18 protein-coding genes are annotated in these 21,650 nt (G+C 61.7%); 9 read left to right on the forward strand and 9 right to left on the reverse strand.

Annotated elements, in window-relative coordinates; genetic code table 11:
- Positions 1–56: 56 nt before the first annotated feature.
- The 4 genes from ATO9_RS18580 to ATO9_RS18595 all read right to left on the reverse strand — a co-directional run bounded on the left by ATO9_RS18580 (position 57) and on the right by ATO9_RS18595 (position 5,547).
- Entirely contained in the window at positions 57–860 is an 804-nt protein-coding gene (locus tag ATO9_RS18580; RefSeq protein WP_043753004.1) for an IclR family transcriptional regulator, read from the reverse strand.
- A 143-nt stretch (positions 861–1,003) separates the two neighbouring features.
- The gene (locus ATO9_RS18585; RefSeq protein WP_337588283.1) at positions 1,004–3,118 is read right to left on the reverse strand and encodes an acetate--CoA ligase family protein; all 2,115 of its coding nucleotides are present in this window, start codon (positions 3,116–3,118) and stop codon (positions 1,004–1,006) included.
- A 23-nt stretch (positions 3,119–3,141) separates the two neighbouring features.
- A complete protein-coding gene (locus ATO9_RS18590; protein ID WP_043753010.1) occupies positions 3,142–4,308 on the reverse strand; it encodes an acyl-CoA dehydrogenase family protein in 1,167 nt (388 codons plus the stop codon).
- A 30-nt stretch (positions 4,309–4,338) separates the two neighbouring features.
- Positions 4,339–5,547 carry a CaiB/BaiF CoA transferase family protein gene (locus ATO9_RS18595; protein ID WP_043753015.1) on the reverse strand — a complete coding sequence of 403 codons (1,209 nt, stop codon included), beginning with the start codon at positions 5,545–5,547 and terminating at the stop codon, positions 4,339–4,341.
- 162 nt (positions 5,548–5,709) lie between these two features.
- On the opposite strand from ATO9_RS18595, the gene ATO9_RS18600 reads away from it, so the two are divergent.
- From ATO9_RS18600 to ATO9_RS18625, 6 genes are read left to right on the forward strand one after another with little or no spacing between them, the layout of a single operon-like run.
- Positions 5,710–7,125 carry an acetate--CoA ligase family protein gene (locus ATO9_RS18600; protein WP_238318806.1) on the forward strand — a complete coding sequence of 472 codons (1,416 nt, stop codon included), beginning with the start codon at positions 5,710–5,712 and terminating at the stop codon, positions 7,123–7,125.
- Entirely contained in the window at positions 7,122–7,793 is a 672-nt protein-coding gene (locus ATO9_RS18605; RefSeq protein ID WP_043753019.1) for an acetate--CoA ligase family protein, read from the forward strand. Before ATO9_RS18600 ends, ATO9_RS18605 begins: the two co-directional genes overlap by 4 nt.
- Positions 7,794–7,852: 59 nt before the next feature.
- On the forward strand, positions 7,853–8,290 hold the full coding sequence (locus tag ATO9_RS18610; RefSeq protein ID WP_048534163.1) for a MaoC/PaaZ C-terminal domain-containing protein: 438 nt from the start codon (positions 7,853–7,855) through the stop codon (positions 8,288–8,290).
- Positions 8,287–9,429, forward strand: coding sequence for an acyl-CoA dehydrogenase family protein (locus ATO9_RS18615; protein ID WP_043753022.1), 1,143 nt, complete (start codon positions 8,287–8,289; stop codon positions 9,427–9,429). The genes ATO9_RS18610 and ATO9_RS18615 overlap by 4 nt, the downstream gene beginning before the upstream one ends.
- A gap of 47 nt (positions 9,430–9,476) precedes the next feature.
- On the forward strand, positions 9,477–10,649 hold the full coding sequence (locus ATO9_RS18620; protein ID WP_043753025.1) for an acetyl-CoA acetyltransferase: 1,173 nt from the start codon (positions 9,477–9,479) through the stop codon (positions 10,647–10,649).
- A 4-nt stretch (positions 10,650–10,653) separates the two neighbouring features.
- Positions 10,654–11,058 carry a Zn-ribbon domain-containing OB-fold protein gene (locus ATO9_RS18625; protein ID WP_043753026.1) on the forward strand — a complete coding sequence of 135 codons (405 nt, stop codon included), beginning with the start codon at positions 10,654–10,656 and terminating at the stop codon, positions 11,056–11,058.
- Between the two features lie 83 nt (positions 11,059–11,141).
- On the opposite strand, the gene ATO9_RS18630 is transcribed toward ATO9_RS18625, so the two are convergent.
- The 5 genes from ATO9_RS18630 to ATO9_RS18650 all read right to left on the reverse strand — a co-directional run bounded on the left by ATO9_RS18630 (position 11,142) and on the right by ATO9_RS18650 (position 17,460).
- Positions 11,142–13,085 carry a TRAP transporter permease gene (locus ATO9_RS18630; RefSeq protein ID WP_229737788.1) on the reverse strand — a complete coding sequence of 648 codons (1,944 nt, stop codon included), beginning with the start codon at positions 13,083–13,085 and terminating at the stop codon, positions 11,142–11,144.
- An 89-nt stretch (positions 13,086–13,174) separates the two neighbouring features.
- On the reverse strand, positions 13,175–14,146 hold the full coding sequence (locus ATO9_RS18635) for a TAXI family TRAP transporter solute-binding subunit (RefSeq protein WP_043753029.1): 972 nt from the start codon (positions 14,144–14,146) through the stop codon (positions 13,175–13,177).
- Positions 14,147–14,192: 46 nt separating this feature from the next.
- A complete protein-coding gene (locus ATO9_RS18640) occupies positions 14,193–14,960 on the reverse strand; it encodes a CoA-transferase (RefSeq protein WP_043753031.1) in 768 nt (255 codons plus the stop codon).
- Positions 14,957–15,817: a CoA transferase subunit A gene (locus ATO9_RS18645; protein ID WP_043753034.1), complete on the reverse strand. Its 861-nt coding sequence runs from the start codon at positions 15,815–15,817 to the stop codon at positions 14,957–14,959. The genes ATO9_RS18640 and ATO9_RS18645 overlap by 4 nt, the downstream gene beginning before the upstream one ends.
- 224 nt (positions 15,818–16,041) lie before the next feature.
- Positions 16,042–17,460 (reverse strand): hypothetical protein, encoded by a 1,419-nt coding sequence (locus tag ATO9_RS18650; protein WP_229737786.1) that lies wholly within the window; start codon positions 17,458–17,460, stop codon positions 16,042–16,044.
- Between the two features lie 225 nt (positions 17,461–17,685).
- On the opposite strand from ATO9_RS18650, the gene ATO9_RS18655 reads away from it, so the two are divergent.
- The 3 genes from ATO9_RS18655 to ATO9_RS18665 are packed head-to-tail and all read left to right on the forward strand — an operon-like array spanning position 17,686 to position 21,616.
- On the forward strand, positions 17,686–19,413 hold the full coding sequence (locus tag ATO9_RS18655) for an MmgE/PrpD family protein (protein WP_229737785.1): 1,728 nt from the start codon (positions 17,686–17,688) through the stop codon (positions 19,411–19,413).
- On the forward strand, positions 19,413–20,471 hold the full coding sequence (locus tag ATO9_RS18660) for an acyl-CoA dehydrogenase family protein (protein WP_043753041.1): 1,059 nt from the start codon (positions 19,413–19,415) through the stop codon (positions 20,469–20,471). The genes ATO9_RS18655 and ATO9_RS18660 overlap by 1 nt, the downstream gene beginning before the upstream one ends.
- Positions 20,468–21,616, forward strand: coding sequence for an acyl-CoA dehydrogenase family protein (locus ATO9_RS18665; RefSeq protein ID WP_043753043.1), 1,149 nt, complete (start codon positions 20,468–20,470; stop codon positions 21,614–21,616). Before ATO9_RS18660 ends, ATO9_RS18665 begins: the two co-directional genes overlap by 4 nt.
- The last annotated feature ends 34 nt before the right edge of the window (positions 21,617–21,650 follow it).

The following is a 21,650-nucleotide window of genomic DNA, read 5'->3' on the forward strand; positions in this document are numbered from 1 at the left end:
AGTCCCGTTTTCATGAAGCCGGGCCATTTTGTTACGGCACTGGCTGGCGCAGACGATCAGGAAGTCAGGGACTGTTGATCCATCTTCTTCAGATTTCGAACGATTTCTTCGCGCATGATCCCTACGATCTCTGCTTCGGATCGCAAGATTACATCGGTTGGAGCGCCAACCCCGACAGCAAAAAGCCGCGAACTCAGGTGGTTAGGAAACGGCATGGAAATCAAGCCGCTCCCCTGAACCACCTGATCGGTTGAGAGGTAATAGCCCTTGGCACGGGTTTCTGCCAACGAGGCCACGAAAGCTTTCACGTCCACTGCCGGTTTGTCGGGTGCGCGATAGGCGTTGATTTTGCGGAACAAACTGCGCACTTCGTCGTCACTGAAACGACTCATCAGAACGCGCCCGACACCGGAGTTCCCCAGCGGACGACGTGTCCCGAGCGATATGTGGTGGATCGGCGAATCTTTCGGAAGGATAACTTGGACGTACTCAGCTTCGTCCCCGTTCTTGGTTGCCAGAACCACCACATGCTGCGTGCGTTCCGAGATGTTTTTGAGCAGCCGGTGGATCGTGCCTTCGCCGAACAGATCTGGATTCATCCATGACCCTAAAAGCGGAACGCGCTCGGTGGGGAAGTAGCTCTTCTTTCGGGAATCGTGGGTCAGAAATCCAAGCTTAACCAAGCTTTTGAGCAGCGCCGAGGTACTTGACTGCGGGTACCCCAGTTCCTTGGATACTTCCACGACCGACAGCGGTCGCCGAACTTCATCGAAGTACACCAAAGTCTGACAGGTGCGCGCCACCGATTTCACAATGTGATCGCCGCCTGATTTTGTTGAAATCTGTTGCGTGGTTTCCATGATCTCCTCCCTCCGCGTGCAGTTATATGCACAGCGTTCCACGCGAAAGGATGGCCGCGCTTGTGAATTCTGTCAACTGTTAGAAAACGCCGGGAGCACGCCGCAAGCGACTTGGGGATCAGGGAAGATTTCGGGTCCGGTTGTCAGTGGTCTCCTCGCATGGCGGGTATAATCACACCGTCAGCGGCGACGGCACCCTGCCCGCTTGCCCCGACGATCAATGGATTGACATCAATAGTCTCAAGCGCGGCCCCGTGATGGGCGGCAAATGCAGACAGTCGGGCAAGGGCGTTGGCGAGAGCGTCGAGGTCGCGCTCGGGTGCGCCTCGGAATGCGTCCAGCAGTTTGCGGCTGCGGATTTCGTCAATCATACGGCGCGCTTCGGCAGGTCCAAATGGTGCGACGCGGAAAGACACGTCTTCGAGGGCCTCGACAAACACCCCGCCCAGACCGAACATGACCACCGGGCCGAAAGCCGGGTCCTGGGTCACGCCGAGTATAGCCTCCAGTCCAGGTGCTGCCTGTTCCGCCACGACCAGTCCGTCGATCCGCGCACCGGGCATCTTCTCGGACGCCAGGTCCAGGATTCGTGCCCCGGCAGAGCGGACATCTTCGGCCGAATGCAAATCAAGCGCTACGCCCCCGATGTCGGATTTGTGCAGTATGTCGGGCGAGGCAATCTTCAGCACGACCGGGAATCCCATTTCTTGCGCTGCCTGGGCCGCCGCTTCGGGGGTGGTGGCCAGAGTTTCGCGCACGATCCCGATTCCGGCCTCTGCAAGCAGGGCCTTGGCCTCGATCTCGTTCACCATTCCGTCCGGCAACGGCGACAGGTTGGACAGTTCGGGGATCGGGTCCTTTTCTCCTGCCCGCGCGAAGGAACGGGCAAAATAGCGCAACGCGGCCATAGCCCGGACCGCGCGGGTCGGTTCCTCGAACACAATGAACCCCGACTTTTCATATGCGGCGCGACCCTCTGGCTCTGTCAGCGAACAGAACAGCATTGGCCGACCGGGATATTTCGCGCGGATGCGCTCAAGACCGCTTCGAATGGCTTCGTTCAGGTCGGCGACCAGACCGACCGTCGACATGAAGATGATTGCTCCGTGGATGTCGCCATCGCCGAACAACACATCCATGTTGGTTTCCAGAAGGTCGATCTGATTGACCAGCTGCGCCGTCACATCAACCGGGTTTCGGACACCGGCAAATGGCAGCACCTCTTTCAGCTTTTTCTGTGCATGATCGGGAAGCGCAGGCACGTCAAGTTTCAGCTTTTCGGCTTCGTCGGCCATCAGCACCCCAACCCCGCCCGAGACTGTCACAAGGCCCAGCCGGTCGCCCTGCATCATCGCCGCGGATTCGGCGCAGGCATAAGTCACATCGAACATTTCATCGACCGATTGCGCCCGGTAAACGCCGTACTGCCGGAAAGCCGCGTCATAGACCGAGTCTGCCCCAGCCAATGAGGCGGTATGCGATTGCGCGGCCTCTGCCCCGACCGCACTGCGCCCGACTTTCATCATGACCACCGGCTTTTCGCAGGCACGCGCCAGCTCCAGTGCCTCGACCAGCCTGTCGCGATCGGTTGCACCTTCGAGATATCCCATGATCACGCGGGTATCGTCATCTTGTGCGCAATAGGCCACGGCATCAGCAAAATCGACATCGCAGGAATTGCCCGTCGTCGCCCAGGTATTGACCCCAAGTCCGCGCATTCGAACGAGCGTCATGCAATACGAGCCGAACGCGCCGCTCTGGCTGACAATCGACACGCCGCCGGGTTTTGGCAGATGCTTCTCGACCCCGGGTGTGAATGTTGCATACAGGTTATGGCGCACATTCGCGATACCAAGGCAGTTCGGCCCCACAAGCCGCATACCGCCCTCGCGCGCGATGTCGACCATGCGCGCCTGAAGGGCGGCCCCGTCAGCATCGACCTCCGAGAAACCCGAGCTGAAGATCACCGCCCCCCGCACACCCTGGGCCGCGCACTGTTCGACCGCCTGAACGGCCAGCGGCGCGGGCAGCGCGATCACAGCCAGGTCCGGTGTCGTGGGGGCCTCCGAGATCGACGGATACGCCGTCAGGCCCTGCACCTCGGGCGATTTTGGGTTGATCGGCAGGATCGGGCCGTCGAAACCGTGCCGTTTGAGAAAATCCACCGGCCTTCCACCGATGCGCTTGGGGTCGCTTGAGGCGCCAATCACAGCTACTGAGCGAGGTTTGAAAATGGCATCCATTCCGTGAATTCGCATTGGACTTCCTTTGATGTTCGTAATTAGTAGGACTTTGGCAGGCCGAGGGCATGTTCCGCGATAAACGAAAGCACCAGTTGCGGGGTGACCGGCGCGATGCGGAACAGGATGGCTTCCCGAACAAGACGCTCGACATGGTATTCCTTGGCGTATCCGAACCCGCCGAAGGTCAGCTGCGCGGTCTGAGTCGCCTTCACCGCCGCTTCGCCCGCTAGGTATTTGCCAGCGTTGGCTTCATTACCGCAGGGCTTGCCAGCGTCATAGAGTGCGCCGGCGTGCATCGCCATCAGGTTGGCCGCCTCCAGTTCCGCCCAGCTGGCGGCCAGGGGGTGCTGTACACCCTGATTCTGACCGATTGGTCTGCCGAAAACGACGCGCTCATTGGCGTAATCCGCGGCGCGCCGAAGCGCATTCCGCCCGATTCCGACTGCTTCAGCGGCAATCAGAACCCGTTCGGGGTTCAGCCCGTGCAGGATCTGACGAAATCCCTGGCCTTCTTCGCCGATCAGATCCCCGGCAGGGATCGGAAGCCCGTCGATGAACAGTTCGTTCGAGTCGACACATTTGCGGCCCATCTTTTCGATTTCGCGCACGGTGACGAAAGATCGGTCAAGGTCGGTGTAAAAAAGGCTCAATCCTTCTGTCGGTTTCTTGACGTCCTCAAGCGGGGTCGTGCGCGCCAGCAACAGGATCTTGTCGGCCTCCTGAGCGGTTGAAATCCAGACTTTCTGGCCGTGCACCACATACCGGTCACCCTGTCGCACGGCGCGTGTTTTCAGTTTGGTGGTGTCCAGGCCGGTTGTCGGCTCGGTCACCCCGAAACACGCACGTTCGTCGCCTGCCACCAAAGGCGGAAGGTATCTCTGTTTCTGGTCATCGGTGCCGAACTTCACGACTGGGTTCAGACCGAAGATATTCATGTGAATCGCCGATGCGGCGCTGTTGCCGCCGCCGGATTCCGCAATGGCCTGCATCATAATCGCGGCATCGACGATGCCAAGACCGGCACCTCCGTACTCTTCGGGGATTGCAATCCCCAGCCAACCATCGCGGGCCAGCTTTTGATGCAGCTCTCGCGGGAAGCCGCCTACGCGATCGCGTGTCAGCCAGAACTCGTCGTCGAATTCCTCGCAGATCCGCAGGATCGCATCGCGGATTCCCTGCTGTTCGGATGTCATCTGATAGGTCATGATTTTCTCCTCACGTCTTGCAGACCGGGCTCAGCGGCCCGGTTCGGCCACAGTGCCTTGTTCGATTAGGGTGTCGATTTGCCCGGTGTCGTACGCGAGCTCTTGTAAGATTGCGCGGGTGTCGGCACCCAGTTCGCTGCGCCCAAGCCAGCGCAGCCGCCCCGGCGTCTTGTCCAGCTTTGGTACCGGCCCGACGACCTTGGTGTCGTCGCCCTCCACCCCGACAATGTCCCCCCGCGCGGCGATCTGAGGATCGGCCAGGATGTCATCGACGTCATAGACCATCGCAGCCACGGCATCGTGGGCGCTAAAAATGTCGATAACCTTCTGCGCGTCATGCTGCGCAACGAATGCCCCGAGCCGGTCAACGATTTCGTCCATATGCTTCGCAAAGCCGTCGAGGCTCTGGAACTGCGGCTGCTCCGCCCATTTTTTGCCGACTGCCGCCTCCAGGAGGCGCCGCCCGGTTGCAGCACTGCCCGCGCTGACGGTGATCCATTTACCGTCGCGGGCGCGGAACACCCCCGCAGGGGCGTAGGAATTGGGGGCCTGAAGCCCATTTCGGTCAACGGAAATCCCCGCGCCGGTGCGCGTGGGCACATGGTAGTCGATCAAGCGCAAGAGCGGCTCGAAAATGGCCAGGTCCACGACTTGCCCCCGAGCACTGCCGTTTCGCACCGCGTGCAGCGCCATCATCGTGCCGTAAGCCGCCATGAGGCCTGTGGTCGAATCCGCCGCGGGGAACCCGGGGTGCATCGGCGCATTGTCGGCAAAGCCTGTTATGTGGGCCAGCCCGCTCATTGCTTCACCCGCGCGGCCAAATCCGGGCCACGAGGCGCGCGGTCCGGTCTGGCCGTAACCCGATATCCGTACAATCACCAGATCGGGGTTCCACTCATGCAGGACCTCTGGGGCCAACCCTGCCCGTTCCAGAACACCGGGTCGAAAGTTCTCGATAAGCACATGGGCGTTTTCGACCAGCCGCCGCAGAACGGCGCGGCCATCTTCACTCTTCCAGTCCAGCGCCATCAGACGCTTGTTTCGTGCCAGGGTCTTCCACCAGGCGCCCACGCCATCGCTGGTCCGCGCGCTCAGCACCCGCAGCATGTCACCCATCCCCGGACGCTCGATCTTGACCACGTCAGCGCCAAAATCGGACAGCAATGCGCCGCACATCGGTGCCGCGATCACATGCCCCAGTTCAATCACCCTGACATCGCTCAGTGGTCCATTATCCATTTTCACGTATCTGCCTCGTTCTGCGAATTTTCCGACGTCAAGCCCTAGTTTGCGGCTCTGAAAGCCTCAGTCTGCTCGGAACCGGAATCTATTGCGAGAATAATCGAACAGCCGTTAGATCTCCGAAAGGGACCAATGTTTTTTCACTTGACGGAGGAAAGTGTGCCAGAGCCGAACACGAATCAAATGACGACACCCCGCCCCACGGTTGGCCAAGCTCTGGACGGGCTGTTCGATCCGCGCACCATCGCGGTGGTTGGCGCATCCCGCACCAAGGGCAAGTTGGGGCAGGCCGTTTTGGCCCTGCTGAAGAGCAACGGTTACAGCGGCAGGATCATCCCCGTGAACCCTTCGGGCGGCGAGATCGAAGGCCTTCCGGCTGTGCGCAGCCTGGACGAGATCGACAGCCCGATCGACGTGGTTGTGCTGGCAACGCCGGTCGGGGTCGCGCTGGACGCTCTGGAGACCTGCACCAGGCTCGATGTCAAGGTCGTGGTCGGGGTCACCTCGGGCTTTTCCGAAGCCGGCGAAGATGGGCATGAAAACGAAGAGCGCTTGCGCCGGATCATGCAAGACGCGCCCTTTCGACTGGTTGGGCCGAACTGCGAAGGTGTGGTGCGCCCCGCGTCGGACCTGCAACTGACTTTCAGCCCGATGTTCAACGATCTTCGGCCTGGTCCCGTGGCCATGATTTCCCAGTCCGGCGCACTTGCGGGCCTTATGGCTTTGCGTCTGGGCGAACGCGGCGTGGGCATCAACGCCATCGTTTCCAGCGGCAACGAAACCGACCTGACCGCAGCGGACCTGCTGGATTATCTGGGCAATGACCCCCAGACGCGGGTCGTTCTTTGCTACGTCGAGGAACTGCGTGATGGACGCCGTTTTGCCGAAGCGGCCCAGCGGCTGACCCGGGCGGGGAAGCATGTCGTCGCGGTCAAGAGCGGGCGCAGCCGCGCCGGGTCACGCGCGGTCCAATCTCATACCGGCGCCATGGCCGGGGACGACCGGGTGATCAGCGCGGTCTTTCGCGAAACCGGTGTCATCCGTGCCCGTGAGTCCGTGGCAGCCGTCGATGCCGTAACGGCGCTCGCCGCGGGTCGGCGACCGGCCGGAAACAGGGTCGGGATCATTTCTGTCACCGGCGGGCTTGGGGTCGAAATGACCGACCTGGCCGAAAGCGCGGGCTTCGAAGTTCCGGTGCTGGATGAAACGACGCAGACGGCGCTGTCGCGCTATGTGCCCTTTTATGGGTCAGTGACAAACCCGGTCGATCTGACCGGTGTGGTTTTGGCGAATCCAACATATGTCGGACGCTGTCTGGAGGCCGTTACCGCCGATCCGGGCGTGGATATTGCCATCGCAATTATCACATTTGTGCCAGATCAGCAGTTCATCGAGGCCTTGGCCGAGGCGTTCGACAACACAGACAAGCCAATCTTGATCGTCTGGACCGGTTCGGCGCGCAGCAATGCCTCGGGCGAGGCGCTGCGCGAACGAGCCGTTCCTGTCTATGATTCGCCCGCTCGGGCGGCATCGGGCCTCGCCGCCCTCGCGGTCGCGACAGGAGAAGTGGCATGACCCAAAGAGAAACACTGGAAAATTGGCAGCGTGCCGGGCGCACGGTGATCCACGAGGCCGATGCGAAGGATCTGCTGCAACGGATCGGAATCCCGGTGCCCCGACGTGACCCCGACCACGGGCGCTGTGCCGCCAAGCTGTGCCACGATGACTATCCGCATAAGTCCGATCACGGGCTCGTCCGTTTGGGTCTTTCCCCTGAAGAGGCGAAACAGGCCGCCGCGGAAATGGCGGAACGTTTTGCGGGCGGCACGGCGCTGATCGAGGAAATGGAAGAAGGGTCCGTGGCAGAATGGATCATCGGCTGCAAACGCGACGACACCTTTGGTCCGATCGTTCTGGCCGGTCCTGGCGGCATCCTTGTGGAACTGATTGATGCCGCCGAAATCAGGCTTGCGCCCGCCACGCCGCAAACTGCCGAGGCCATGGTGCGATCGGGTCCGGGGGCGCGGTTGCTGACAGGATTACGCGGCGCTGAACCGGCCGACAAAGGTGCCCTGGCAGACCTGATTTCACGCATATCTGTTTTCTTTGCCGAGAACGCCGATCTGATCTCGGAAATTGAAATCAACCCTGTGATGGTCCGGGCCGACGGGAAGGGATTGGTCGCCGCCGATGCCTTGATCGTCTTGTCTTCCAACGCGGACGAACAGGAGAAATTAACGTGATACGTCACCCTTTTGGAGAGTTGTCACTTGGCCAGACCGGCATTTCGAGTGGTCGGACGATGACCGAAACCGATGTCGTCAATTTCTGCATGTTGACTGGGAACTGGCTGGAACTTCACTCCAACGTCGAGCACGCCAAATCGTCTCTGTATGGCCAGCGCCTCGTGCAGGGCAGCCTCGTGTTCTCGATCGTCAATGCGATGATCCCCTTCGACAGTTCTGTGCTGGCCGCTTTCTATGGCTGTGACAAGCTGCGCTTTTTGCGGCCCACTTTTATCAACGACACCCTTTGGGCCCAAACCGAAATCATCGACCTGAAGGACCATGACAAAAAGCACGGTGTCGTGACCAGCAAACTGGAAGGCATCAACCAGCGGGACGAGACGGTCCTGCGCTGCGAGTTCAGCCTGTTGATCCGCAAGTCGCGTCTGGATCGCCCCGGAGAGCCGGCCAAAATCCACGCGTCGCGCGACAAAACACAAGGAGAGAGCGCATGAACTTTCTGACACCCGAGCAAGAGATGTGGCGCGCGACCGTCGAGCGTTTTGTCGAGGAAGAGATCGGCCGAGACTATATCCGCAATTGCGACCGCGAGCGCGAATACCCCTACGAAGCCTATGAAAAAGTGGCCAAGCAGGGCTGGCTCGGCATCCTGTTTTCAGAAGAGAGCGGCGGTCTTGGCGGTGACATCATGGACTATGCCCTGATGTGCGAAGGGTTGGCCAAATACGGCTTTGACTTCTCGACCGGGTTGATGGTGGCGACGTTCACCGCGATGAATGTCGAGAAATTCGGCACGCCCGAGCAAAAAGAGCGGTACATCCAGCCCTTCCTCGATGGCGACATCCGCTTTTCGATCTCGATTTCCGAACCGGGCGCGGGGTCGGATGCGGCATCGACAAAGACCCGGGCGCGGCGCGACGGCAACGGCTGGGTCGTCAACGGGCAGAAACTGTGGTGCTCGGGCGCTGCGGCCGATAACGCAATCCTTGCCATGCTGACCCGGACCGACCCCGACGCGCCCAAACACAAGGGGCTGTCGGTTTTCCTGATCCCCAATGACACCGAAGGTCTGGACATCCGCAAGCTGCCGACCATGGCGCGCCGCGCAACCGGCACCACCGAGATTTTCGTGGACGACGTGAAACTGCCGGCCGATGCGCTGCTGGGCACGGAAAACGATGGCTGGAAGATCATCACCGACCATCTGGAACTGGAACGCGTGGCCGTGGCCGCCGCCTATGTGGGCAATGCCCAGACAGCCCTAGACGATGCTCTGCGCTACGCCCACGAACGGATTCAGTTCGACAAGCCGATCTTCGACTTTCAGGTGATCCGCCACATGCTGGCCGACATGCAGACCCAGGTCGATGCCGCCCGGCTGTTGGTTTATCGCGCCGCCAGCCTGGCCGCAGCCAAGACGCCCTGCACGCGAGAGGTCTCGATGGCAAAGCTCTATGCCTCCGAGACGCTGCAGACGGTGACGCGCAACGGAATGCAGATCCTGGGTGGCCACTCGATGCTGCCCGAAGCAGATATGGAGCGGTATTTCCGCGAAGGGATGCAAAGCACCATCGGCGGCGGAACCTCGCAGATTCAGCGCACCCTCATCGCCAAGACCATGCGCCCGGGCTGACAGTTCGGGGCGCAGCGGGACAGCCCGACAAGAAGGAGAAAGAGCATATGAAGAACGGACGAGAACCGGTGGTCGTCGGCGTTGCCGATGCGCCGCTGGAGGACGGCAAGTTCGTCACAAAGGCTTCGGTCCTTGGTCATGCCGCGTTGGTGGCAAAAGCCGCCGTCGAAGAAGCCGGACTGAAACTGAGCGATGTCGACGGCCTGCTGACCGCCGGCATGTGGGGTGTCCCCGGCCCCGGCCAACTGGCCACGGTGACGCTGGGCGAATATCTGGGCATCATGCCGATATTCGTCGATGGCACGAATATTGGTGGTTCGGCATTCGAGGCCCATGTCGCACATGCTGCCATGGCGCTTCGCGAAGGCTATTGCGAGGTTGCGCTGATCGTCTACAGCTCAGACCAGAAATCCCTGCGCAGCCGCAACCTGGGGGGCCGGCCCTCGGTCCTGTCCATGCAACATGAAACACCCTTTGGGATGCCCACGCCTGTGGGCGGCTATGCGATGGCCGCGCAGCGCCACATGCACGAATACGGCACCACGTCCGAAAACCTCGCCGAAATCGCCGTCGCGACCCGGAAATGGGCACAGTTGAATCCCGAGGCGACGCGGCGCGATCCGCTGTCGATCGACGACGTACTGTCCAGCACGATGATCTCGGAGCCGCTGCACCTGCTCGATTGCTGTCTCGTCACCGACGGGGCCGGCGCCATCGTCATGACCACCGCCGAGCGGGCCAAGGACCTCAACACCCGTCCCGTCGCGGTCAAGGGCTATGGCGAGGCGCATACCCACTGGGCCATCGGCGAAATGCCGGACCTCGCCCGCCTGCTTCCCGCGCAAAAGGCCGGGGAACGCGCAATGAAAATGGCCGGGGTGAGCCATTCGGATATCGACCTGGTCGAGATCTATGACAGCTTTACCATCACCGTGCTGCTCTCGCTCGAGGCTCTCGGCTTCTGCAAGATCGGCGAGGGCGGGGATTTCGTGTCGGGCCAGCGCACTGCACCGGGCGGAGCGTTCCCAATGAACACCAGTGGCGGCGGCCTTTCGGCGCTGCATCCAGGCATGTTCGGAATGTTCTTGCTGATTGAGGCGGTCCGGCAGCTTCGCGACGAGGCCGGCGAACGCCAGGTCAAGGGCGCCGAGACCGCGCTGGTACACGGAACCGGGGGCACGCTGTCCTCTGGCGCGACCGTGATTTTGCAAAAGGACTGAACCGATGAGTACAGAAAAACCGCTTCCGGTAATCGACCATGACAGCACCCCCTACTGGGAGGCCGCGCGCCAGGGCCGCCTCGACATCCCGCTCTGCGGCGATTGCGGCAAGCATCATTTCTATCCGCGATCCGTTTGCCCGCATTGCCATTCCGACAATCTCGACTTCGATACCGTCAGCGGGCGAGGCGAGGTGCATACCTTCACCATCGCGCGCCGTCCGGCTGGGCCGGCATTCGCTGATGACGTGCCATATGTCGTGGCATTGATCGAGCTGGAGGAAGGCCCCCGGATGATGAGCCGGATCCAGACCGGCGATCCCGAGAAGGTTCATATCGGGGCCAAGGTGGAAGTGACGTTCGTCAAGGCAAACGACGAAGTGACATTTCCCTACTTCAAATTGACCTGAGGCCAGTGGCATAGCCACTTCGGGGTCGAATGTAGGAGAGCCGCCGCAGAGGGTATCTGCGGTGGCTCTTCGCTTTTCGGAGGTCACCCGGCGCGGCCGGGCTGCGGTGCTCCGTGCAGAAACCGCCACGCCAAGAGTCCGGCCAGCGCCAGCCCGCCAATGATGTCGGCCGCAGGCGCGGCGTAAAACAGCAAGGCGGCAGCCGACAGGAACAGCAACCGGCCGATGACCGGCACCTTTCCACGAAACCAGCCGCTTGTGCCGACGCTGACGGCAAAAACCGCGGCGGAGGCAACGCCCATATCCATTAGGATTTGCCCCGTGCCGCCCTGGGCCAGTATGCCCGGCCGAAACACAAACAGAAATGGCACCACATAGATCGCTCCGGCCAGCATCAGCGCGCGACCCGCCACCCGCCAGAAATTGGCCCCTGCCAGGGCGGCGGCGGCATAGACACTGGCGCAGACCGGTGGCGTGATGGCCGACAGGATCGCATAGTAGAAGACAAAAAGATGAGCCGTCAGTTCGGGTAGGCCAAGCCGCACGAGACTGGGCGCGGCGATTGCCGCCGCCAGCACATAGGAGGCCGTCGTCGGCACGTCCATGCCCAGCAGGATCGCCAGCACCGCCGCCAGCAACAGGGCCACGATCAACCCCTGACCGGACACAGAGAACAACAGGTTCGAGACTTTGACCCCGGCACCCGTCGCCGTCAGAACCTTGACGACGATGGCGGCGCAGGCAAGCAGCGCCGCGATCATCACCAGCGCCCGCCCTGCTTCGACCATCCCCTCATAGATGTCGCGGGCCAGCTTGGCCCAACAGGCCAGCACACCCTGCTTTTTTCCGTCGCGTGCGAAGGGACGCACCAGACCACAGGCCACGACCAGCACGATGATCGCACCCGCCCCTGCATAGCTTGGCGTGTAACCGTTGAAAAGGAAATAGACCATCGCCGCGATGGGAAGGAACAGCGGGATCGACTTGTCCGGCGCAAGGAATTCCGCCGGTTCGGGCATTTCGCTCCTTGGTGTCGGCTGAAGCCCTGTGCGGCGGGCATAGAGATCCACGCCGAACCATACCGCAAGGTAATAGAGAAACGCCGGACCGATCGCCGCGATGACGATATCGGTGTAGGGAATGGCCAGGAACTCGGCCATGATAAAAGCCGCCGCCCCCATCACCGGCGGCGTAAGCTGGCCGGCGGAGGAGGCGACTGCCTCAACCGCCCCGGCAAAGGCCGGCGGATAGCGCAGTCGCTTCATCGTGGGGATTGTAATCGACCCGGTCGCCATGACATTGGCCACCGCCGAGCCGGTCACCGTCCCGAACATCGCCGATGACAGGGCACAGACCTTTGCCGGACCGCCATAAGAGCGCCCGGCGATCCAGGTCGCCATTTTCATAAAGGAATCTGTCGACCCGGTGGATAACAGCAGAGCCCCCAGAAGCACATAGATCACGATGACCCGAGCCCCGATATCCGCAAGGTAGCCAAAGAGGCCAGTAGTCGAGCTGTAGAAAGTCTCGACCGCCGTACGGGCCGACACACGCGGTGGGCGCCAGGCCCCTTCGATCAGATCATGGCCGAAATAAAAATAGATCACAGTGCAAAGCGCCAGCAGCGGCAGGAACCAGCCGATCACCCGGCGCGCCGCTTCAAGAGTCAGCAGAACAGCCAACAGACCGGCCGCCTTGTCGAGCGGCCCGTAGCGCACCATGATATCCGAAAAGCGATCCCGGTTCACGATTACATAGAGGCAAACCGCGAACGCCAGTAGTCCCAGCATGATGTCCACAGCCCGTTCAATCCCGCTTCGCGCACCGGTGCGCGAGGCCCGCGCCGCATAGAGAAAGAACGCGCAGCCGATACCGAAACCGACAAAAATCGGTCGCTGAACCAGCGGTTCGAACTGTCCGAAGAGGGCATTATAGAAATGCAGCGCGACGAATGCGGCGAACAATACGCCAAGCGCCTGCTCTCCGCGCCGTTCCCAATTGGGTATTGCGGTCGATGTCTGCGTCATGTTCTCTCCGAGAGCGGTAACGGCGGGGTGCCCGCAGCACCCCGTCTGGATCAGCCTATGGCCGCCGTCGTGACGGCCCGCGATTCCGGTCAGCTTCCGGCCGCCTCTCTCCAGTAACGTTCCGCACCTGGATGATAGGTAATTCCTGCCTCCATCGTGGCGACGGCATCGGCGGCAATGTCATAGTCCGCCAGTTGTGGCCAGGCTTCGGTCAGCAGGCTCATGTTCTGGTGGATGCTGCGAGCGATGTCGTAGGCGGTCTGGTCATCCATGACACCGGTGCGGGTCAGAAAGAAAACGTTGAGCTTCGGAACGCGCATTGCTTCGGAGCCGGGAATGAGTTCTGCCGGAAGAGTTGTGAAACCGACGCCCTCCATAGCCCCAGTCGCCGCTTTCTCCTGCTCTTCGGTAAAGCCGATCAAGCGCATCTTGGTGCTGGTCATCAATTCCTGTAGACTTGCATCGACGGAGTCTGCGGCCCCGTATTTACTGTAACCGACGATTTGGCGGTTCTTGATGCCTTCCACCGCGTCCCCAACGGCGCCATGCACCAGGTCCGCGTTGATATCGAACATCGACAGGACACCGGTCGTCAACGTCTCGGCCGCCGATCCGCGGATGCCGGGATTGAACTTCTTCCCGTCCAGTTCGTCCAGCGTCGTCACACCAGACTCGTCGGTGACCGCGATCAGCAGGATCGAAGCGCTGTAAGGATAAAGCGCAACCGTATCTGGGATTGCGTTACCTTCGAACTTGCCGGTCCCGTTTCTGGCGGAGATCAGAATGTCGGTGGTGGCAAGCCCAAGGTCGATCTCGTCGCGCGCCAGCCGCAGCACATTGTCCACGCTGGCCCCGGTTTCGATCACGCTGACATTGGTGCCTTCCATACCGGTCTCGATTGCCTTGCTCATCGCAACCGAAATGGTGAAATGGCTCGACGTCGGGCTGGTCGTGCCCATCGTGAGATCCTTGGCAGATGCCGCGCCGCCAAGGGCCATCGCCCCCACAGCCGAAATAGCACCCATCGCCGCCCGGAACCCGGTCAACTTGTGTTGGAACATTTTATCCTCCCGTTTTTGACTTTAAGAGAATCGTCAGCCCGGCCGCTCAAGCACGCAAGGCCCCCGATATGTCGATCCGCTCTCTCAGAACGCGCAATTCTTCCTCCGTTGGTGGCCGCGTTTGCGGCACCTCGCCTCTGATCGCCAGATCGAACCCCGTATGACGCTGGACCTCTTCGGGCGTATTGCCCCCATGCACCGATTTCAGTTGCATTCGCAGCGTCGTCTTGTCGAATTCCATAACCGCTCGCGGCGTCACCACCAGGCGCGGCCCTTCATTGACCAACCCGGCGTCGCGTTTCGCGGCAGGCCCGGACAGATGTCCGGGTATTGTAATGAAATCGACCGTTTCCACAAAGTTTCGCGCCGTGTGCACGGTGGGGCAAATGTAATACCGCGACGAGGTGTGGCAGTATGACAGGTTCGCCGCTCCCGGCCCGCGCATCTTTGGTGCGTGCAGTGTGCCGCCGACGTGGTGCAGGTTGATGTTGCCGTACACATCGTGCTGCAAACCACTGTGAAAGAAAAAATCCAGCCCGTGATGGCTGTGGCCGAACAACTCGATAAAGGTCTCGGCGGCCTCGCAGCGGCCGAGCGCACGATCGTCCAGCATCGACGGATACAAACGCCCCGGCTCGGGGTTGAAGAACATCTCGCCGCCGACCGTCAGGTTCGGTGCATGCAGCTCGCGGGCTAGCGCAATGGCCGCCATCGGCACCAACGCGGCTGCACCCGCCGCACCCAGTTCTCCGTCGGCCAGATCGCGGGCCAACACGACGACCATCTGTTCAATTGGGGAAACCGCTGCACTCATTCGTTCCGTGCCTCGGCTTCGAGCACGGCGAAATACCCGGTTCCCCCGACCGCTTCGATGTAGTCGCTCTGGTTTTTCGGCTCGGTCAGGTGGCGGGTGATATAGGCGTCCAGCCCCGTGCTGTCGCCGGTCCGGGCGGCATCCCCCAGATCGGCGTAGGCATCAATATGTTCCTCGTCCATCGCATAGTTGGGAAAGCTCGCCGTTGGGTGCGCGCCATAGGGCACCTCGACCACGGCATCGACATAATTAGAAGGCACGGTAACCCGCGAGGGATCGTCCAGAACGACCTCGTCCGGCACGATCCGGTCCACGCTGGCAATGACCATGTCAGACGCGCGTGCCATCAGCTGATCGGCGTAGACCATCGTGCTGAGATGGCGCAGGTTTCCCCAACGGTCGGCTTCCTGCGCGTGCAAGAACGTCACTCTGGGGCGGATCGGCCCGACGGCGTGAATACGGCGGCCGGAGAACGGGCAGTCGATTTCGTGCAAAAGCGGGTTGTGCTTCAGAACGTCCGATCCGCGCAGCGCGTCGATTGGCTGGAACGGCACGCCATGAGCCGACGCCATCAGCCCGCCCACCACGGTCAGCGCATCCAGCGCGTGCGCGGTCACCTGCCCTGCCTCGACCGCGCGGCGGAAGTTCGGGCAAAGCCGGTTTTCCAGCGTAACGCCGGGAATAAAGACCTGTGCGACCGCGCCTGCCGCAATCATCAGGTCGACATCATACCCCGCGCCCGGCGAGGAATACACATGCAGACCATCTGCGCCCGCGGCCAGCAACGCGCGCACCAGTGCGACAGGGCGGCTTTGCTTGAACAGACCACCGAGACAAAGCTCGGGGCGTTCTTCCAAAGCGCCTCGTGCCAGCCGGGCTGCGTCTTGCAGGCCTGTGACCTTGCTGCGACGTGTGGGTTTCGCTTGGCCTTCCATCGTTGGGCGTGACACTCCGATAGTGATTGCGCTGACCAATCCTAGTTGACGCTATGGGGTCCATCACCTTCCGACTGGCGCAAAGCCTGATCGAACACATATGTGGAAATGCTTGCGCCCGGTCCCTCACAGGCAATTGAGACCGGTCAGAACCACCCTGCCGCGACACCGCCGCCAACGATGAGCGTGATGAGGAGGATGCTCGCAACACCGAAGATCCCGTTCCACCGCAAGCCGATGGTCAGCGGCCGCTCGCCCACGATGGAGGAGGCGTAGACCACCGCCGTGATGGCCGGTCCCATGCAGATGATGCTGCTCCAGCCACCAGCCAGCGCAAGGCCCAGAGCAAGCGGCGACAAACCTTCCACGCCGACGCGGTTGACCACCTCTGCCAGCAGGACCACCGAGATCATCGGATGCACGCCCAGCAGCCCCGTCAGAAACACCGTCATGATCAACAGCACAACAGTCGTGACCGGCCGCGTGGCCATCCAGCCCAAATGGTCGGCAATCCATTCGACCGGGGCGACTTCCAATGCGACAAGACCAATGAATCCCGCCGATGCGATCACGCTCATTTCGGTCGCGAAACCCGGTGCCTGGGTCACAAACCGGCGCGATATACCGGCAAGGCTGCCACTGCCGCTGCGCATAACCGACCAGAGCAGCGCATAGATCGGCACGATGGTGATCAGGACGGTCTGGAAACTGTACTGGGTCAACCGGTCCAGCGTGATCACGGCGGCGCCCAAAAAAAGCACATGCCCGGACACGATCAGGACGGCCCAGCGGCTCCAGTCCGGCAAGTCACCGGTCAGGGCCGGTGCCCGGCCGCGCGCCGAGGGCGGGCGCCACCATTCCACCGTGTCGAACAGCCATCCCAGAAGAAACAGAATCCCGGCCAGAGCAATCCCGTAAGGCGCTAGCTTCGTCCATTCGAGCCCCGGTATTGTGAGAATCATCAGATTGAGAGCGAATCCGAACGGCGTCCAGAAAGCGATCGAGGAAAACCCCCGCATACAGGCGCTTACCATCCTGCGCTTGCGAGCCTGGAACACGAATTCGTCCATCTCGTGCCGATGCGCCGCCAGCCCTTTCATTATGATCTCCAGCATCACCCCAAGCCCGCCGAGATTTAGAAGCACCCCGAACAGATGCCCGCCCGCACCCAGAGAGGCGTAGCGACGGGTCGGCGGCTGCAGTGTCAGGAATTCACCGGCAACCTCGACGATCGGGTCTTGGGTGGCCGCGATGCGCAGGAAGGCGACAGCCGTGAGCAGCGCGGACAGGAACACGACACGCCCGGCCGCTTCGACAAAGATGCCGGCTCGGATCCCGTCTGCCAGCGCCAGAAGGGCAATCGCGAGGGAAAAGAAAAGCAGTACCCATCCGATGCGGGCGATATAGCGAGATGCAATAACGAGATAGAGTCCGAAGAACGGCACGGCTGCAATGGACGCAATGCTGGAGGAGAAAACGCCCTGCACGATGGCTGCGCCGAGACAAATCAACAGACATAGGGCAGTAATGCGCGTGGCGGAAGGCTTCACGGATTTATTGGACAACAACTCGCCCCACCGTTCCGAAAGCGTCCCTCATGTCTGCGAGGCGACGGCAACTGAGTTCGCTCAAGGCAAGAACGCGGAGCAAATGCGAGGTCGACTATTGCACCCTACAAGCTGTGACACGCAGGGCGTCGATCTCGTGAACGCGGGAATGGCACGAAACAACTCTCGTCGGAGCCGACCGCATTTTTCTTTGGTCTTCGAGGATACATCGTCTGGCGAAAAATGACACGACGGCACCTCGAAATATCTATTCGCAATCGCGCGCTAGTCCTCTGGACCTTATACGCCACCACCCTCAGCCAGATTTGCCATTCTTTCCGAAGCTTTACTGGTCAGGGTCAATTTCCGATTCAGCGCCGATACGGGTGGAAGTTCGACATCCAGAATGTCCAACTGCCGCAAGTATCACAATACGAAATCCTGTTCCAACACATATGTGCGAAAGTGTTGCGCCGAGAGTTGATTGCGTCTTCCTTTATCAGGCAATGTGCAGTGCAGTGCAGTGCAGTGAAGGACAATATGGTCAGCGATTTCACCAGCCGTTTGTCGCGGTTCGTTGCCGCGCCGCACCGGCTGAGCGATGCGGACGCCGAGCAGGCCGCGCTTTGCGTTGAGGATACCATAGCCGCCATCTATGGCGGGTGGCATGAGCCGGTGGTTCGCCGGCTGGCCGCGCTCGACGCAGGTGGACCGGCAGTCCCAGCGGGGAATACTGCAGGTGGCAGCCCCGAACAGGCTGCGTTCCTGAACGCGGTTGCCGGGCATGCGCTCGATTTTGACGATGTCCACACGGTCAGCGTCACTCATCCCAGTGTTGTGATCGTGCCGGCGCTGCTGGCCATTGCGGATGTCCGGCCGGATACGGTCGATCGCATTGCCCCTGCGCTTGCGGTCGGAACAGCCGTCAATGTCGCGCTCGGTCAGATCCTGGGTTTTGACCACTACAACAAGGGCTGGCACGCAACGTCGACCATTGGGGTTCTGGCATCGGCGGCAGCGGTCGCGCATCAGCTTGGGCTCGGCGACGACGCGGTTCGCAACGCTCTGTCCCTCGCGGCGTCGCTGGCCGGGGGGATGCAGATCAATTTCGGCGCCATGGCGAAACCGATCCAGGCCGGAAACGCCGCCCTTGTCGGATTGCGGGCCACCCGGATGGCCGAGGCCGGCATCACAGGCGCCCCGGATATCTTCGCGGCGCGCGGCTTCTTCGACCTTTATGCCGGCCCGGACGGGATTGCGGCCGACCCCGCAGCGGTGGAACCGCGGATCGATCTGGGCACGGTGTCCCGCAAGCTGTATCCCTGCTGCTACCTCACCCACAGGATGATCGCCGCCGGGCGGCACCTTCACGCCGAACGCGGCGGCGAGGCGGTGCCCGAAGGATCGGTGATTGAAATGACAGTGCCCGAAAGCGTCATGGTCCCGTTGCACGTCACCGACCCCAAAGATGGAATGCAGGCCAAGTTCTGTGCCGCCTATACGCTCGCCGTGGCCCTGCAGCAGGGCCAGGTCGGGCTGGTGGATTTCGAAGGGGACAACCCCCATCGCCCCGCGGTGCGCCGGCTTATGGACATGATCAGTATCCAAACAACACCGGAATCGGGGCGGGATCACGCTGGCGTGGACCATGGGACGGTCCATGTCCGCCTGCGCAAAGGGAACGTAACCCTGGCCGAAACCTCGGTCGCGGCGCACCCCGGCTCTCCCTCGGATCCGGCAACCCCTGCCGCGATCGGCGACAAAATCGCCGATTGCCTCGGAAAATATCGCAGGGACGGGGGCGCGGCGCCCTCTGCCAGTGCGTTCCGCCGGGATCTGCGCACGCGGCTGCATCTGCCGCCACTGCGAGAGGCGTCGGCCCCCGACGGGCAAAAAAACCATGCGCGGCAGGACAAGCCCGTGAAGGAAATGTCCAGCGCCGATCAAACACCGTCTGAAAGGACCGTCTGATGGAATCGATGATTCATGACATGGCAGAGCGACTGTTCCGCGACCATGTCACCCACCGCATGCGCGAAGACGCCGCCTCGGGACAATGCCCCGAGGCGCTCTGGACGCAGATCGAGGAGGCAGGGTTAACCATGGCGCTGGTGCCAGAGGACGCAGGCGGTTTCGGCGTGCCACCCGCCGAGGCGCTCGGACTTTTGCGTATTGCCGGGGCGCATGGCCTCCCCTTGCCTCTGGCTGAAACCCTGATCGCAAATGCCGTGCTGGCGACCGCGAATATGGCCCTTCCCGGTGGCAGGCTGACCATCGCCGAAGGCGAAGCCCTGCGGTTGGAACAGCGCGGCAAGAGGGTCCATGCGAGCGGGCATCTGACACTGGTGCCCTTTGCCCGCTGGGCGAGCCTCATCGTGACCATTGCCGTCCTGGACGGTACCGATCACGTCCTGTCCCTGCCGGTGAAGGTTCTGAACGTTGCCCCGGCGCAGGATCTCGCCGGGATGCCGCGCGACGACATCAAGCTCGATCATACCCTGGCAGAGACCGATGCGGTGCCCCTACCACGACCCATGGGCGGGATGCGCCAGCTCGGCGCTCTTATCCGCAGTCTTGCCGCCGCCGGCGCGATGGAGACCATCCTGGAGATGAGCATTCAATACGCCAACGACCGGGTGCAGTTCGGACGGCCAATCGGCAAGTTTCAGGCGATCCAGCACAATCTGGCGACCATGGCCGGGGAAACCGCTGCCTCGCGCACGGCCGCCGAAATGGCGGCCGGCAGCTATGACACACCGGCCTTTGCGCTGACCGTTGCCGCCGCCAAGGCCCGCGCCGGAGAAGCGGCGGAGAAGGTCGGGGCCCTGGCCCACCAGATTCACGGGGCCATCGGTTATACGCAGGAACACGCGCTTCATCATTTCACCAAACGGATCTGGGGATGGCGTGACGACTTCGGTACCGAGCTTGACTGGACCAGGGAACTTGGGCGCGCCGCCCTGTCGAGCCCCCACGACACGTTCTGGCATTTCATCACCGACAGCGCGGCAAAAGGGGCCCCGGCATGACACTCACCGCCTTTTCGCCACCCCCGCCCGGTACCGATTTTGACGACCTCCGGCAGGAGGTCCGCACGTTCCTGGCCGAAGAGCTGGCCGATTTCCCCCCCGAAAAGCGCGCGAAATCGTGGAATGGGTTCAGCCGCGATTTTTCACGAAAGCTCGCACAGCGCGGTTGGGTCGGCATGACCTTTCCCAAGGAATACGGCGGCCACGCGCGCAATGCGTTGGAGCGCTATGTCGTGTCCGAAGAGCTGCTGGCCGCCGGTGCCCCGGTGATTTCGCACTGGATCGCAGATCGGCAGAGCGGTCCGCTCATACTTGCCAAGGGCACCGATGATCAGAAACGCCGGATCGTACCGCGCATCGCCGCGGGCGAACTGTGTTTCTGCATCGGGATGAGCGAGCCGGATTCCGGCTCGGACCTGGCGGCGACGCGCACGATGGCCACCGAGGTCGAAGGGGGGTTCCGGATCAACGGCACGAAGGTCTGGACGACCTATGCGCATGTCGCCGATTACATGATCCTGTTCTGCCGCACCGGCAAGAGCGACGACCGCCACGGCGGGATGAGCCAATTTCTGGTCGATCTCAAGGCCACCGACAACATTCAGATCACCCCGATCATCGACCTGAGCGGCGAGCATCATTTCAACCAGGTGGTATTCGACGATACCTTTTTGCCCTCCGATGCACTGCTGGGCGAAAAGGGCGAGGGCTGGTCACAGGTCATGAGCGAACTGGCGTTCGAGCGCAGCGGCCCCGAGCGGTTCCTGTCGTCGTTTGCCCTTATCGAGGAACTGATCCGATTGCTGCGCGACGACGCAACCGAAGCGCAGCAGGCCGAGATTGGCCGTTTGTCCGCGCATCTGATGGTGCTGCGGCAGATGTCACGATCGGTGGCCGGAATGTTGAACGAAGGAGAGAACCCGTCACTTCAGGCCGCCATTGTCAAAGATCTGGGAGCGCTTTTCGAAAAGGACATTCCGCGCCTGGCCCGAAGTCTTGTGTCGCGCCCGGCGGTGCCTGGCGGGAGCGATAGCTATGCGGCTGTTCTGGCGTATACGGAACTCGCCGTTCCGTCGTTTTCGTTGCGCGGCGGCACACGCGAAATTCTTCGCGGTATCATTGCGCGGGGACTCGGACTGAGATGATCCCGCCTGCGGAATGACAACAACGGCGGGCGGC

This window comes from Pseudooceanicola atlanticus (genome assembly GCF_000768315.1).
Classification (GTDB): Bacteria; Pseudomonadota; Alphaproteobacteria; order Rhodobacterales; family Rhodobacteraceae; genus Pseudooceanicola; species Pseudooceanicola atlanticus.

Coding starts and splice junctions, on each gene's coding strand:
- ATO9_RS18585 (WP_337588283.1), bottom strand. CDS start 3,118: ATGCGAATTCACGGAATGGATGCCATTTTCAAACCTCGCTCAGTAGCT.
- ATO9_RS18590 (WP_043753010.1), bottom strand. CDS start 4,308: ATGACCTATCAGATGACATCCGAACAGCAGGGAATCCGCGATGCGATC.
- ATO9_RS18660 (WP_043753041.1), top strand. CDS start 19,413: ATGGAATCGATGATTCATGACATGGCAGAGCGACTGTTCCGCGACCAT.
- ATO9_RS18615 (WP_043753022.1), top strand. CDS start 8,287: ATGAACTTTCTGACACCCGAGCAAGAGATGTGGCGCGCGACCGTCGAG.
- ATO9_RS18665 (WP_043753043.1), top strand. CDS start 20,468: ATGACACTCACCGCCTTTTCGCCACCCCCGCCCGGTACCGATTTTGAC.
- ATO9_RS18610 (WP_048534163.1), top strand. CDS start 7,853: ATGACCGAAACCGATGTCGTCAATTTCTGCATGTTGACTGGGAACTGG.
- ATO9_RS18640 (WP_043753031.1), bottom strand. CDS start 14,960: ATGAGTGCAGCGGTTTCCCCAATTGAACAGATGGTCGTCGTGTTGGCC.
- ATO9_RS18595 (WP_043753015.1), bottom strand. CDS start 5,547: ATGGATAATGGACCACTGAGCGATGTCAGGGTGATTGAACTGGGGCAT.
- ATO9_RS18580 (WP_043753004.1), bottom strand. CDS start 860: ATGGAAACCACGCAACAGATTTCAACAAAATCAGGCGGCGATCACATT.
- ATO9_RS18655 (WP_229737785.1), top strand. CDS start 17,686: ATGACACGACGGCACCTCGAAATATCTATTCGCAATCGCGCGCTAGTC.
- ATO9_RS18630 (WP_229737788.1), bottom strand. CDS start 13,085: ATGACGCAGACATCGACCGCAATACCCAATTGGGAACGGCGCGGAGAG.
- ATO9_RS18625 (WP_043753026.1), top strand. CDS start 10,654: ATGAGTACAGAAAAACCGCTTCCGGTAATCGACCATGACAGCACCCCC.
- ATO9_RS18605 (WP_043753019.1), top strand. CDS start 7,122: ATGACCCAAAGAGAAACACTGGAAAATTGGCAGCGTGCCGGGCGCACG.
- ATO9_RS18620 (WP_043753025.1), top strand. CDS start 9,477: ATGAAGAACGGACGAGAACCGGTGGTCGTCGGCGTTGCCGATGCGCCG.
- ATO9_RS18635 (WP_043753029.1), bottom strand. CDS start 14,146: ATGTTCCAACACAAGTTGACCGGGTTCCGGGCGGCGATGGGTGCTATT.